General features: G+C 73.8%; 14 protein-coding genes. 10 read left to right on the top strand and 4 right to left on the bottom strand.

Going from position 1 to position 13,408, the window contains the following annotated elements; translation table 11 throughout:
* The first annotated feature begins 32 nt into the window (after positions 1-32).
* From AB0G63_RS23890 to AB0G63_RS23880, 3 genes are all read left to right on the top strand, one after another.
* Complete coding sequence (locus AB0G63_RS23890; RefSeq protein ID WP_360753663.1) at positions 33-638, top strand: TetR family transcriptional regulator; 606 nt, start codon at positions 33-35, stop codon at positions 636-638.
* Positions 639-693: 55 nt separating this feature from the next.
* On the top strand, positions 694-2,871 hold the full coding sequence (locus AB0G63_RS23885) for an AAA family ATPase (protein ID WP_360753660.1): 2,178 nt from the start codon (positions 694-696) through the stop codon (positions 2,869-2,871).
* Positions 2,872-2,968: 97 nt separating this feature from the next.
* Positions 2,969-3,520 (top strand): HAD domain-containing protein, encoded by a 552-nt coding sequence (locus AB0G63_RS23880; RefSeq protein ID WP_360753658.1) that lies wholly within the window; start codon positions 2,969-2,971, stop codon positions 3,518-3,520.
* Here AB0G63_RS23880 and AB0G63_RS23875 read toward each other — a convergent pair.
* Positions 3,492-4,349: a GNAT family N-acetyltransferase gene (locus AB0G63_RS23875; RefSeq protein ID WP_360753655.1), complete on the bottom strand. Its 858-nt coding sequence runs from the start codon at positions 4,347-4,349 to the stop codon at positions 3,492-3,494. The genes AB0G63_RS23880 and AB0G63_RS23875 overlap by 29 nt on opposite strands.
* Before the next feature lie 204 nt (positions 4,350-4,553).
* On the opposite strand from AB0G63_RS23875, the gene AB0G63_RS23870 reads away from it, so the two are divergent.
* From AB0G63_RS23870 to AB0G63_RS23855, 4 genes are all read left to right on the top strand, one after another.
* A complete protein-coding gene (locus AB0G63_RS23870; RefSeq protein WP_360753653.1) occupies positions 4,554-5,126 on the top strand; it encodes a DUF6817 domain-containing protein in 573 nt (190 codons plus the stop codon).
* A gap of 106 nt (positions 5,127-5,232) precedes the next feature.
* Entirely contained in the window at positions 5,233-5,868 is a 636-nt protein-coding gene (locus AB0G63_RS23865; protein WP_360753650.1) for a helix-turn-helix transcriptional regulator, read from the top strand.
* Positions 5,869-5,957: 89 nt separating this feature from the next.
* Positions 5,958-6,641, top strand: a complete 684-nt coding sequence (locus AB0G63_RS23860; protein ID WP_360753647.1) for a hypothetical protein — start codon at positions 5,958-5,960, stop codon at positions 6,639-6,641.
* A 137-nt stretch (positions 6,642-6,778) separates the two neighbouring features.
* The gene (locus AB0G63_RS23855) at positions 6,779-7,111 is read left to right on the top strand and encodes a DUF2516 family protein (protein ID WP_360753805.1); all 333 of its coding nucleotides are present in this window, start codon (positions 6,779-6,781) and stop codon (positions 7,109-7,111) included.
* A gap of 71 nt (positions 7,112-7,182) precedes the next feature.
* On the opposite strand, the gene AB0G63_RS23850 is transcribed toward AB0G63_RS23855, so the two are convergent.
* The 3 genes from AB0G63_RS23850 to AB0G63_RS23840 all read right to left on the bottom strand — a co-directional run bounded on the left by AB0G63_RS23850 (position 7,183) and on the right by AB0G63_RS23840 (position 11,086).
* The gene (locus AB0G63_RS23850) at positions 7,183-8,496 is read right to left on the bottom strand and encodes a fused response regulator/phosphatase (protein WP_360753644.1); all 1,314 of its coding nucleotides are present in this window, start codon (positions 8,494-8,496) and stop codon (positions 7,183-7,185) included.
* A gap of 249 nt (positions 8,497-8,745) precedes the next feature.
* Positions 8,746-9,855 (bottom strand): NlpC/P60 family protein, encoded by a 1,110-nt coding sequence (locus tag AB0G63_RS23845; protein WP_360753802.1) that lies wholly within the window; start codon positions 9,853-9,855, stop codon positions 8,746-8,748.
* A gap of 400 nt (positions 9,856-10,255) precedes the next feature.
* Positions 10,256-11,086 carry a class I SAM-dependent methyltransferase gene (locus AB0G63_RS23840; protein WP_360753642.1) on the bottom strand — a complete coding sequence of 277 codons (831 nt, stop codon included), beginning with the start codon at positions 11,084-11,086 and terminating at the stop codon, positions 10,256-10,258.
* A 193-nt stretch (positions 11,087-11,279) separates the two neighbouring features.
* Between AB0G63_RS23840 and mshA the strand changes: the two genes are divergently transcribed.
* The 3 genes from mshA to AB0G63_RS23825 all read left to right on the top strand — a co-directional run.
* On the top strand, positions 11,280-12,617 hold the full coding sequence (mshA, locus tag AB0G63_RS23835; protein ID WP_360753639.1) for a D-inositol-3-phosphate glycosyltransferase: 1,338 nt from the start codon (positions 11,280-11,282) through the stop codon (positions 12,615-12,617).
* Positions 12,610-13,110 (top strand): YbjN domain-containing protein, encoded by a 501-nt coding sequence (locus tag AB0G63_RS23830; RefSeq protein WP_360753636.1) that lies wholly within the window; start codon positions 12,610-12,612, stop codon positions 13,108-13,110. Before mshA ends, AB0G63_RS23830 begins: the two co-directional genes overlap by 8 nt.
* Before the next feature lie 96 nt (positions 13,111-13,206).
* A partial coding sequence (locus AB0G63_RS23825; protein ID WP_360753634.1) for a transposase domain-containing protein occupies positions 13,207-13,408 on the top strand: 202 nt, incomplete at its 3' end.

Raw genomic sequence — 13,408 nt, 5'->3', positions numbered from 1 at the left:
CGCCCCGCCCGGCACCCCCGTAGGCTCGCCCCATGAGCGAGATCGGCCTGCGGGAGCGCAAGAAGCGGCGGATGTACAAGGACGTCTCCGACATCGCGGTCCGGCTGTTCCTGGAGCGTGGCTTCGACGCGGTGTCGGTCGCCGAGGTCGCTGCCGCCGCCGAGATCTCCAAGCCGACCCTCTTCCGGTACTTCCCGGTCAAGGAGGATCTCGTCCTGCACCGGATCGCCGACCACGAGGGCGAGGCAGCCCGCGTGGTCGCCGAGGGGCCTACGCCCCTCGGCGCGCTGCGGCGGCACTTCCTCGACGGGCTCGAGCGGCGCGACCCCGTGACCGGGCTGAACGACGAGCCCGAGGTGCTCGCCTTCCACCGGCTGCTGTACGGGACCCCTGCCCTGGTCGCTCGGCTGTACGTGCACCTGGAGCGGTCCGAGGGCGCGCTCGCCCAGGCGCTCGGCGGCGGGCTCGACGCGCGGCTCGCCGCCGTGCAGATCGTCGCCGTGCAGCGCGTCCTCGCCCAGGAGAACTGGCGGCGCGTCGCAGGAGGCGAGCGGGTGGCGGACGTGCACGCGGACGCCGTCGTCGCGGCGGAGCGGGCGTTCGGGATGCTCGCGGCAGGCTTGCCGCACCTCGCATGACTGAAGCTCAGTAAAATATGTGACTCGGTTGCATTATGGGGTTACGCTCGGCCGCATGTCAGCCGAACCCGCCTCCGTCCAGGCCCTCCACCGCGAACGCGCCCACCACGACCGTTGCCGCGCCGCCCTCGCCGCCATGGTCGACGGCGCCCAGGACCACGTCGTCACCGGTGCGGACGTCTCCGCCTCCGGCGCCGACGCCGAGGTGCTCGGACGCGGACTGCGCGGTCGGGCCAGGAACCTGCGCGAGTTGCCCGAGGGACCCCTGTTCTTCGGGCGGCTGGACTTCGCCGACGTTCTCGGGGCCGCGGACGTTCCGGAGACGGCCGGCGCTCCGGAGACCGCGGACTCCCCCGAGTCGGCTCGTACCTCCGAGCCGGCCGGGACCCGCGAGCCGGCCCGTGGGCACGCCGGGCAGCGGTATCACATCGGGCGGCTGCGGATCAGTGAGCACCCGGCGGTCCCGCCCCTCGTCGTCGACTGGCGTGCGCCCGTCGCCCGCGCCTTCTACCAGGCGAGCGTCCGCGACCCGCTGGGCGTCGCCCTGCGCAGGAGGTTCGGCTGGGCGCCGGGGAGCAAGGGGGACTCCGCCGACCTGACCGGGCTGGAGGACGAGCGTCTCGACCGCCCGGGAGCGTGGGAGCCGTCGCTCAGCGGCATCGTCGCCCGCGAGATCGAGCGGCCCCGCGTCGGCCCCATGCGGGACATCGCCGCGACCATCCAGCCCGAGCAGGACGACCTCGTGCGGGAGGACCTCGCGCGGTCCGTGTGCGTGCAGGGCGCCCCGGGCACCGGCAAGACCGCCGTCGGGCTGCACCGGGCCGCCTACCTGCTCTACACCCACCCCCAGCGCCTCCGGCGCGGCGGACTGCTGATCCTCGGTCCCCACCGCACCTTCCTGTCATACATCTCCGAGGTGCTGCCCGCCCTCGGCGAGACGGGGGTGCGGCAGTCGACCCTGCGCGACGAGATCGCCGCCCACCCGGTCACCGCGGTCGACGGCGAGCGCACCGCCGTCGTCAAGCACGACGCGCGGATGGCGCAGGTGCTGCGCCGGGCCCTGTACGCGCGGGTGGGCGGCGGCGGCCCCGACTCCCTCGCCGTGGCCGACGGTTCGTACCGGTGGCGGGTGGCGGCCGACGAGGTCGCGCGGATCGTCGATGACGTGCGGGCCGAGGAGCCGCCGTACGAGGTCGGGCGGGAGCGGGTGCGGACGCGGATCGTGCGGTGCGTCCAGACGCAGGCCGAGCGACGGGCCGGGCCCCGGCCGAACAGTTGGGTGCGGAAGATCTCGCGAGCCGTCGGCGGGTACGTCGACGCCGTGTGGCCGCGGGTCCGGCCCGAGGAGGTGGTCGCCGGGCTGCTCGGTGACGCCGACGCGCTGCGTGCGGCGGCCGACGGGCTGCTGGACGCCGGCGAACAGGCGGCCCTGCGGTGGGCGAAGCCGCCGCGGTCGTGGCGGTCCGCGCACTGGTCGGAGGCCGACCTCGTCCTCCTCGACGAGGTCGCCGGGCTCCTCGCGCATCCCGGGGGGTACGGCCATGTCGTCGTCGACGAGGCGCAGGACCTCTCCCCGATGGAGTGCCGGGCCATCGCCCGGCGCGCGTCCTTCGGCTCGCTGACCGTCCTCGGGGACCTGGCCCAGGGCACCACGCCGTGGGCCGCCCGGTCCTGGGCCACCACCCTGCGCCACCTGGGGAAACCCGATGCGGCCCTGGTGCAGTTGACGACCGGGTTCCGCGTCCCGGCGGACGTCGTCGCGCTCGCCAACCGGCTGCTGCCGCTCCTCGACGTCGATGTTCCGGCGGGCCGGTCGCTGCGCCGGGACGGGGAGTTGCGGGTGCGGGAGGCGGGCGGGGACCTGCCGGGCGCGGTCGTGGCCGCCGTACGGGACGCCCTCGGCCGGGAGGGCTCGGTCGGCGTCGTCGCGGCCGACGCGGACCTGCCCCGGGTACGCGCGGCGCTGGATGCGGCCGGGATCGCGGCGGCGGGACCGGACGCGGCGGACGCGACCGACGGGGCGGACGCGACCGACGGGGCGGGTGTCGCGGGTGCCCGGGTGAGCGTGGTGCCGGCGTCCGTCGTCAAGGGACTGGAGTACGACCACGTCGTCGCCGTGGAACCGGCGGCCATCGCGGAGGCCGAGGGACGCGGGCTGCACCGGCTGTACGTCGTCCTGACCCGGGCGGTGTCGCGGCTGGAGGTGGTGCACGGGCGGCCACTGCCGTTCTGAGCCGTCAGACCGGCGCGACCGGGAGGCACGGGGCTGCCGGTCCGGCCGGTTTCGCGGCCGGTTCCGCCATTGCCCCGCATCGGCGATCCTGGCTTCGATGCTGCTCTTCCTCGACATCGACGGCACGCTGATCCCGTTCGGCGGGGCGGCGCCGTACCCGGTGTACGCCTCGCGCCGCGTGTCGCCGCGACTCGCCGCCTCGCACCCGTTGCTCACCCGCGTCGACCCGGCCCTCGGCCCGAAGCTGGCCGCGCTGGGCTGCGCGCTGGTGTGGGCCACGACCTGGGACGACGACGCCAACGAGTGCCTCGCGCCCTGGCTCGATCTGCCCCCGCTGCCGCTGGTGACCTGGCCGGACGACGCCGTGGACGACGTACCCGCCGAGGCGTACCGCGACGACCGGCCGGCCGGGGCGACCCACTGGAAGACCCGGCCCCTCGTCGCCTGGGCGGCCGGCCGCCCCTTCGTGTGGCTGGACGACGAACTCACCGACGCCGACCGCGCCTGGGTGGCCGTCCACCACCCCGCGCCGGCACTGCTGCACCGTGTCGACCACCGATCCGGCCTCACCGACCGGGACTTCGCGACCGTCGAGGCGTGGCTCGGAGGCGTCGGAGGGGTCAGAAGTCGTACACGGACCAGTCGGTGAGGCTGCGGTAGCCGAGGCGCTGGTAGAGGGCGTTGCTGGTGGGGTTCGACCGGTCCGCGAACAGCACCACGTCCCTCGCGCCCGCGGCCAGCGCGGCCCGGCTCACCTCCGCCGTCACGGCACCCGCGTAGCCGCGACCGCGCAGGTGGGCCGGGGTGTAGACGACGTCCACCTGGATCTGGCCGCCGATCAGCGGGTTCATGCCCGCAACGGAGACGGGGGCGCCGTCGGGGGTCTCCCAGAGGGTGTAGCGCTTGTCGGCGAAGCGGGTGCCGGCCCACGAGCCGGCGTCCAGGCAGACGTCCTCCCCGACGGCCTTGGCGAACTCGCCGCACCAGAAGATGATTTCGTCGAGGTCCCGCTCGCCCAGGACGCGGCCCCGGCCCGCCGGCATCGGCTCCGGCGGGGTGAGCGTGCCGAGGCGGTACAGACGGACCCTCGTGTCGCGGAGCTTCGGCGTCGCCCCGGTGCGCCGCTGCCAGGCCTCGGCGAACGCGGTGGCGGTGTCGTGGTCCGCGCTGACGCCGGCCGGGGACTGCCCTAACGCGGCCAGGTGGGCGGCGAGGGAGTCGGCCTGCTCGGGCGAGAGCGGGGAGAGGCCGAGACGACGGGGCGGGAGGCGGTAGAAGGTGCCGTGGACCTCGCCCGCTCGCTCCAGTGAGCCGAAGAGGGGAGCTTCGGCGCCGAAGGACTCCGCCCCGCGGGTCCGCACTCTCTCGGCCCACGTGAGCTGCATGACGTGCGGGCCGGGCCGCGAGCGCAGGAAGTCTCCCGCTCGGGCGAGGAAGTCGTCGACGTCTTCGGTGAGGTACCAGTCATCCGGGCGCATGCTTCATGCTCCCCGGCCGGCACGGCATCTATCACCGCGGCTCTTGTCGCTGGGGGATCCACCGGACTGACCGGCGTCGCCGCTGCTCGCGATGATCGGCCCAGGACCACCAGGGCGGCAACCCGTCCGGCGCTTCCGCGGGGCGCGGACCCCGGGCGGAGGCACGGACGGGTGCCGACCCGGGCAACGGAAGGATTCCGCCTCGTGTCCGATTCCCCTCCCGCCGCCGACCTGGCCGTCGCGCTCCTGCGCGAACTCGGTGCCGGCGACGCCGCTCATCCCGGCGGCACGCTCCTCGTACACCTCCAGCGCGTCCGGGAACAGCTCGCCGCGTGGGGCGCCCGCCCCGCCCTCCAACTCGCGGGCCTGTGCCACGCGTTCTACGGCACCGACGGCTTCCCCGTCGCCCTCCTGCCCCTGGACCGCCGCGCCGAACTCACCGCGGTGATCGGTACGGAGGCCGAAGAGATCGTGTACCTCTACGCCGCGTGCGACCGGAAGGCCACCTACCCGGAGCTCGCGGACGCCGGCGCGGCCTTCCACGACCGGTTCACCGGGGACGCCCGTGTCCCCGGGCCGCGGCGGCGCCGGGACTTCGCCGAACTGACCGCCGCCAACGAACTCGATCTCGCCCGCGTCGATCCGTCCTTCCGGGAGAAGTGGGGAGCCGAACTCCTCGCTCTGTTCACCCGCATCCGCCCGCTGCTGAGCGAACCCGCCTGGTCCGCCTGCCACGCCGTACTGGCCCCGGAAGGCAGCCCGGAACAGCCGGCCTGAGCCGGGACAGTCACCGTTCCCCGGCACTCCGCGCCCGCCGACACCGGGGCGCACTCCTGCAAGCGGCTTGCTTGCAATAGTTAGCGCATGGGTGCACAGTGGAGGCATGGCATCGCTCAACGTCGGCAATCTCGGTGAGTACCTGCGCGAGCAGCGGCGCAACGCGCAGCTGTCGCTCAGGCAGCTCGCCGACGCCGCCGGGGTGTCCAATCCGTACCTGAGCCAGATCGAGCGCGGACTGCGCAAGCCGAGCGCGGAGGTGCTGCAGCAGGTCGCCAAGGCGCTGCGGATCTCCGCCGAGACGCTGTACGTGCGGGCCGGCATCCTCGACGCCGAACGGGACCGGGACGAGGTGGAGACGCGCGCCGTCATCCTCGCCGATCCCACGCTGAACGAGCGGCAGAAGCAGGTGCTGCTCCAGATCTACGAGTCCTTCCGCAAGGAGAACGGATTCGGGATCGCCACGGCGGACGCGGCGAACGGGGCGAACGCGGCGGACAGGGCGGACGACGCGGACGGGGCCGGCATGGCGGCCGGCACCGCGGTGAGCGACACCGGCGGAGACGGCGGCACCGCAGCGCGCCGCGCCCGCGAGGGCGACGGCGACGGCGACGGCGACGGAACCGGCGAGCGCCGTCCCCGCACGACGGCCCGCACGGCCGGCGGTCGCACGTCCGCCCCGCGCCGTACCGCCCGCACGTCCGACGGCAGCGACGCCGACCCGCAGCAGACAGCCGGCTGATCATGACCGAGCAGCGAGACCGACCGGTCGGCCGACCGATCGCGGGAATCCAGACCCTCAGCCGAAAGCGATCCGGGAGGACCAGCATCATGGCCATCACTGACGACCTGCGTAAGACATTCAGCGACCCGACGCCGCTCTACTTCGCCGCCGGCACCGCCGACCTCGCCTTCCAGAAGGCCAAGAAGGTTCCCGCGCTGGTGGAGCAGCTGCGCGCCGAGGCGCCGGCCCGCATCGAGGCCGTCCGCAACACCGACCCCAAGGCGGTCCAGGAGAAGGCCGCCGCGCGCGCCAAGGAGGCGCAGGCCCGCGTCAAGGAGCGGCAGGAGAGCCTCCAGGCCAAGGTCAACGAGTTCCTCAACACCCTCGACGGTGACGTCAAGAAGCTCGGCGCCACGCTCGACGCCGACCTGAAGAAGCTCGGCGAGGCCGCCCAGGACATCGCCCTGCGCGGTGTGGGCGTCGCCGCCGAGTACGCCGTGAAGGCCCGCGAGACCTACGAGAAGGTCGCCGAGCACGGCGAGCAGACCGTGCGGACCTGGCGCGGCGAGGCCGCCGAGGGCATCGAGAACGTGGCCGAGGAGGTCGAGGAGCTGGCGGTCGCCGTCGAGCCGAGCCCCGAGCCCGTCGGGGTGAAGGAGGAGGCCAAGCCCGCCGAGGTGAAGCTCGCCGCGGTCGAGTCCGAGCCCGCCGCGGACAAGAGGCCCGGCGTCAAGAAGGCGCCGGCCCGCAAGACGACCACCGCGAAGAAGACGATCCCGCCCGTCAAGTGATACGGGGAAGGGGAACGACGCCGGACGGGCCGGGCACTTGCGGAGTGCCCGGCCCGTTCTGCGGGTAGCGGGGTCGCGGGAGCGGGTACGGTGACCCGCGTAGGGACGAGCCGAGTCTGGTGGTGGACGTAGTGCTGATGCAGGGCTTCGCAGGGTTCATGTGGCTGCTGAGCATGGCCCTGATCCTTTTCAGCGGCTTCGCGCTGGTCGACGCCGCCACGCGCCGCGAGGACGCCTACCGCGCGGCCGACAAGCAGACGAAGCCCTTCTGGCTGATCGTCCTCGGGATCGCCTTCGTGGTGAACCTGATCTTCAACATCCTGTCGTTCCTGCCGATCATCGGCCTGATCGCGACCATCGTGTACATGGTCGACGTACGGCCCGCCCTGCGCGGCATGTCCGGCGGGGGCCGCAGCCGCCGCGGCTCCAGCAGCGACGGTCCGTACGGCCCGTACAACGGCGGACGCTGACAGGCGCTGACGTCGTCGGCCCGGCTTTCCGCACGGCGCCCCGGTCCGGCGGCGGGCAGGCTCGCGGAGCGCTACGGCGTCCGGTCCAGCAGCAGTACGGCGACGTCGTCCGTCAGTTCGCCGCCGTTGAGGTCGCGCACCTCGTTCACCGCGGCCCGCAGCAGTTCCTCGCCGTTGAGGCCCCCGGCGAGCTGCCGGCGCACCAGCTCCACCATGCCGTCCTGGCCGAGCCGTTCCCCGCTCCCGCCGACGCGGCCCTCGATCAGGCCGTCGGTGTAGAGCATCAGACTCCACTCGGCACCCAGCTCCACCTGCATCCGCGGCCAGCGGGCGCCCGGCAGCAGGCCGAGCGCGGGGCCGTTGTTCTCCTGCGGCAGCAGCCTCGCCGGGCGGCCGGGGTGGGCGATCAGCGGGGCCGGGTGCCCCGCCAGGCAGAGGCCGGCGCGGCGGCCGTCGGGGGCGATGTCCACCGTGCACAGCGTCGCGAAGATCTCGTCGTCGGAGCGCTCGTGCTCCAGCACCTGCTGCAGCGTGCCGAGCAGCTCGTCGCCGCACAGGCCCGCCAGCGTCAGCGCCCGCCAGGCGATGCGCAGTTCCACGCCGAGCGCGGCCTCGTCGGGGCCGTGGCCGCAGACGTCGCCGATCATGGCGTGCACGGTGCCGTCCGGGGTGCGGACGACGTCGTAGAAGTCACCGCCGAGCAGCGCGCGGGAGCGGCCCGGGCGGTAGCGGGCGGCGAACCGCAGGGGCGAGCCCTCCAGCAGCGGGGTCGGCAGCAGCCCGCGCTCCAGGCGCCGGTTCTCCTGGGCGCGCAGCTTGCCCTCGGCGAGCCGCCGCTCGGCGGTGTCGGAACGCTTCCGCTCGACGGCGTACCGGATCGCCCGGCTCAGCAGCCGGCCGTCCAGCTCGTCGCGGAAGAGGTAGTCCTGGGCGCCCACGCGCACCGCCTCGGCGCCGCGCTCGGCGTCGCCGGACGCGGTGAGCGCGAGGACGGCGTGCCGGGGCGCGAGCCGCAGCACGTGCCGGAGAACGGCGAGTTCGTCGTCGCCGTCGGAGCGGCCCGGGGCGGACAGCGCGAGGTCGAGCAGGATGCAGTGCACGTCGTCCGTCAGCAGCCGCTCCGCCTCGGTGAGGTTGCGGGCGGTGCGCACGCGGATCGGCTTGCCCGCCGAGTCGTGCAGTTCGGGCACGATCGGCGAACCGCCGGGATCGTCCTCGATCAGCAGCAGCGTCAGATGGGTGGGCGTGGCGCCGTTCGTGTCGACCGTGGCTTCCTTCGGCGGGGCCGACGTTTCCTCGGCGGAGCCGCCGTCCGGGGACACGGCCTGCGCCTGACCGCTCTCCACGGCCGGGATCGCTCTCTGCCGAGGTACGGGTACGGGCATCGTGCTGGGTTCCTTCCCTCCCCCCGAGGGCACGGCAGCGCGAGGGGCCTCGACCTGCCGACGGGGACCATAGCGGGTGTCGGCGCCGCAGCGGAATGGCGCGGGCCACGTCCATCGGCAGCCGGCCACTGTCATATGCCGCGATCCGTACCGCAGTTGGACAGGCGGGCCGTGACGGCGGAATGACGAACGTCACGTCCGCGCGGGGTTTGGCCCCGCACCCGTGTGGGCCGCGTCACGTGGCCCGGCTCACGCGTCCGGCCGGACCACCCCGAGGATCGGCATCGACCCGGCGCCCGCGAGCGTCACCGTCCGCCCCGGGCGCGGGGCGTGCACGATCGCGCCGTCGCCGATGTACATCCCGACGTGGCTGGCGTCGTCGAAGTAGATGATCAGGTCGCCGGGGCGCATGTCCTTGACGTCGACGTGCTTGAGCTGCTTCCACTGCTCCTGCGAGGTGCGCGGGATGGGGTGTCCGGCGTCCGCCCAGGCCTGGGAGGTCAGGCCCGAGCAGTCGTAGGCGTCCGGGCCCTCGGCGCCCCACACGTACGGCTTGCCGATCTGCGCCGTGGCGAACTTCACCGCCTTCTTGCCCTGTTCGGAGGCCTTGCCGTTGATCTCGTCGAGGATGCCGGAGTCGAGCCAGGCGGTCTGCGCCTGGTAGGCGGCCTGCCGCTCCAGCTTCGCCAGGCGCTCCTTCTCCTGCTTCTCCAGCTGCGACTCGAGGTCCTCGGCCGCCGCGATCTGCTGCTTGATCTTCTTGCGGGCCGCGGCCTTCGCCTTGCGGTGGCTCTCCAGCTTCTTCCACTGGGCGGAGGCGTCCTGGGCGTACTGCTTCAAGTCCTGCTGGGTGTCCGTCATCTCACGGATCAGGCCCTTGGTCGCGCGCTGGCCCTGCAGCACCCGGCCGGTGCCGTCGAGGAAGTCCTGGGGGTCGTCGCTGAGCAGCAGCTGGGCCTCGTCGGGCAGACCGCCCGTGCGGTACTGGGCGGCGGCCGCGGCGCCCGCGCGCCGCTTCAGCTCGTCGAGCCTCCGCTGACCCTCGACGATCTTCTTCGCCAGCTCGACGATCTCGGCGGACTGCTTCTCGGCCTTCTCCTCGGCCGCGTTGTACGCGTCCGTGGCGACCGCCGCGTCGTGGTACAGCTTGTCGAGCTTCTTGCGGACCGCCTCGAGGTCCTTGTTCGGGACCGGCGCCGGGGCCGGGGACGCGGAGGACGAGGACGAGGCCGAGGGCGACGCCGACGGGGATGGGGAAGGGCCGGGGCTCGCCAGCGCGGTGCCCGGTGCCGCCAGGACGGTGACCGCGCAGACCACGGTGACGGCGGTCGCGATCAGGCCGTGCTTGCCCGGTGCCATCGCCATGCGCATGCCTCTGTCCCCCAACCTGATTAACCGTCAGTAACTTGCGATGCCTGGGGGATCGTGCCATGCCCGCGCGCAAAACGACAGAGGCCGTCGGACGTGGGACTTCCCTTCTTGCCCTCCCTTGATGGCGATCTCCCCGCCTTTGTGACGAACGACTCACCTCCGCCGTTCCCGACAGGCCGTCACTCCTGCGGCAGTTCACCCGGCCGGTGCACGCCCGGCGCCCCGGCAGGTGCACTTGCGCCGCGCAGGCCAAGGCACGCCGCGCGCGGGGGCGCCCGCCGCAGCGCCGGGGCGGCACCCCCGGCCGGTGCACTCCGCCCGGCGCCCCGGCAGGTCGTCCCCCACGGGGGGCGCCGCGCAGGTCAGCCGGTGCGCGGAAGGCGGGGGTTCACCCGCGCGGGGCCAACGCCCGCCAGGCCACCGTCACTTCGCCCTGGCGCCAGCGCGTCGGCCCGTCCGTCACCGGCCAGTCGGCCGCGAGGGCGCGCACCGCGCGGATCCAGCGCTGCCGGGCGCCGTAGGAGGCGTACGGCGCGGCGGCCGCCCAGGCGCGGTCGAAGTCGCGCAGGAAGGCGTGCACGGGCTCGCCGGGCACGTTGCGGTGGATGAGCGCCTTCGGCAGCCGCTCGGCGAGGTCCGAGGGGCGCTCCAGGGACCCCAGCCGGGTGGCGAACGTGACCGTGCGCGGCCCCTCGGGGCCCAGCGCGACCCACACGTGCCGCCGCCCGATCTCGTCGCAGGTGCCCTCGACCAGCAGCCCGCCCGGCGCGAGCCGCCCGCGCAGGCGCTCCCAGACGGCGGCGACCTCGCCCTCGTCGTACTGGCGCAGCACGTTGGCCGCGCGGACGAGCAGCGGCCGCCGGGGGAGCGGGATCTCGAAACCGCCGTGCCGGAAGACCAGGCCGTCGCGCTCGTACGGCTCGGCCGCCGCGACCCGGGCCGGGTCGATCTCGATGCCGACCACGCGCACGCGTGGAGCGACGGCGCGCAGCCGGTGCAGCAGCTCGACGGCCGTCCAGGGCGCGGCCCCGTACCCGAGGTCGACGGCGACCGGATCGTCGGCGCGGCGCAGCGCGGCCCCGTGCACGGCCGCGATCCAGCGGTCCATGCGGCGCAGCCGGTTGGGGTTGGTCGTCCCGCGCGTGACGGTGCCCACGACGGCGGTGCTCCCGCCCGGGCGAGGCCGGGAGCGGGTGAGGGCGGCGGCGCGGGAGGTCATGCGTACGAGGGTATGCGGGCCGTGCGGGGACCGGGACGGACGCGCCCCGCCGTCGAACGGTTGAGCGACTGCGGTAACGCCTCGGCAAAGTTCGTTCCGCCCGGAATGGGAACCCGTCCCCGCGCTGTTGCACACCCCTGGAGGGAGCCCCACACCCTCTGTCCGGCATGTCCGCACCAAGGAGGAACGCCACGTGAGCCAGTACGGCAGCAGGCTCGGGCGTCGTTCCCCGGCAACGTCCTCGCGGCTGAGGCTGCACCGCCGCCCCCGCCGCGTCGCCATGCTCTCCGTGCACACCTCACCCCTCCACCAGCCCGGCACCGGCGACGCCGGCGGCATGAACGTCTACATCGTGGAGCTCGCGCAGCGGCTGGCCGCGATCAACGTCGAGGTCGAGATCTTCACCCGCGCGACCGCCGCCGCGCTCCCGCCGGTCGTGGAACTGGCGCCGGGCGTCCTCGTACGGCACGTCGACGCGGGCCCCTACGAGGGCCTGGCCAAGGAGGACCTGCCCGCCCAGCTGTGCGCCTTCACGCACGGCGTGATGCAGGCCTGGGCCGGCCACCGCCCCGGTTACTACGACCTGGTCCACTCCCACTACTGGCTCTCCGGCCACGTCGGCTGGCTCGCCGCCCAGCGCTGGGGCGCGCCCCTGGTGCACGCCATGCACACCATGGCCAAGGTGAAGAACGCCAACCTCGCCGACGGCGACACCCCCGAACCCGCCGCCCGCGTCATCGGCGAGACCCAGATCGTCGCCGCCGCCGACCGGCTGATCGCGAACACCGCGGAGGAGGCCGACGAGCTGGTACGGCACTACAGCGCGGACCCCGGCAAGGTCGCCGTCGTCCACCCCGGCGTGAACCTCGACCGCTTCCGCCCCGCCGACGGCCGCGCCGCCGCCCGCGCCCGTCTGGACCTCCCGCAGGACGCCCTGATCCCCCTCTTCGCGGGCCGCATACAGCCCCTGAAGGCCCCCGACGTGCTGCTGCGCGCGGTGGCCGTGCTGCTCGACGAGCGTCCCGAGCTGCGTTCCCGGATCGTCGTGCCCGTCGTCGGCGGGCCCAGCGGCAGCGGCCTCGCCAAGCCGGAGGGACTGCAGAAGCTGGCGTCCCGGCTGGGCATCGCGGACGTGGTCCGCTTCCACCCGCCCGTCCGGCAGGAGCAGCTCGCGGACTGGTTCCGGGCGGCGTCCGTGCTCGTCATGCCGTCCTACAGCGAGTCCTTCGGCCTGGTCGCCATAGAGGCGCAGGCGGCGGGCACGCCGGTGCTCGCGGCCGCCGTGGGCGGGCTGCCGGTCGCCGTGCGGGACGGCCGCACCGGGTTCCTCGTGCGCGGCCACGACCCGGCCGACTACGCGCGCGTGCTGCGCGGCTTCGCCGACGACCCGCGGCTGCCGGACCGCATGGGCGCGGCCGCCGCCCGGCACGCGCAGTCCTTCGGCTGGGACGCCGCGGCAGCCGCCACGGCGGACGTCTACACGGCGGCGATGCAGTCGCACCGGCGTCGCGTACGCTCCCACCATGGCTGATGCGGAGAAGGCAGGTCAGGTCATCGAGGGCGTCCTGAAGGACGCCGAACTCGAGTGGGAGAGCCCCGCGCCGGGCAGCTACGTCGTCAAGCTCCCCGGCACCCGCAAGCTGTCCACCACGGTCTCCCTGCTAGTGGGCCGCCACTCGCTCTCCCTCAACGCCTTCGTGATCCGCCACCCCGACGAGAACGAGGCCGGCGTCCACCGCTGGCTGCTGGAGCGCAACCTCAAGCTCTACGGCGTCGGTTACGCCGTGGACCACCTCGGCGACGTCTACCTCACCGGAAAGCTGCCGCTGTCCGCCGTCACCCCCGACGAGGTGGACCGCCTGCTCGGCCAGGTCCTGGAGGCCGCCGACGGCAGCTTCAACACGCTCCTGGAACTGGGTTTCGCCTCCGCGATCCGCCGGGAGTACGAGTGGCGGGTGTCGCGGGGGGAATCGACCCGCAACCTGGACGCCTTCGCGCACCTCACCCGGCGTGCCGAGGGGTGACCCCGTCGGCCGTACAACCTCCGCGGGCCCGACGCGGTCTAGTCGCAATGCCGGTGACTTAAGTGGCTGTGTCTCGTTGTCGTTGGTGTGGCGAGGGTGGGGCAGGCCGGGACGCCTGCGGGTGAGCGGTTGTCGGACCGGATTGCGGTCGGGGTGCTGACGCAGGCGTTTCCGCCTCATCTGGTGGATGAGGTGATCGCTGAGACCGGCCGCGTTGAGCAGCGCAACCGTCTGCTGCCGGCGCGGGTGGTGGTCTACTTCATCCTCGCGATGTGCCTGTTCTTCGAGCAGGGATATG

The sequence above is a fragment of the Streptomyces sp. NPDC020996 genome (genome assembly GCF_040641355.1).
Taxonomy (GTDB): Bacteria; Actinomycetota; Actinomycetes; order Streptomycetales; family Streptomycetaceae; genus Streptomyces.
Note: the sequence above shows the minus strand (reverse complement) of the source record. Positions and strands in the feature narration are given on the sequence as shown.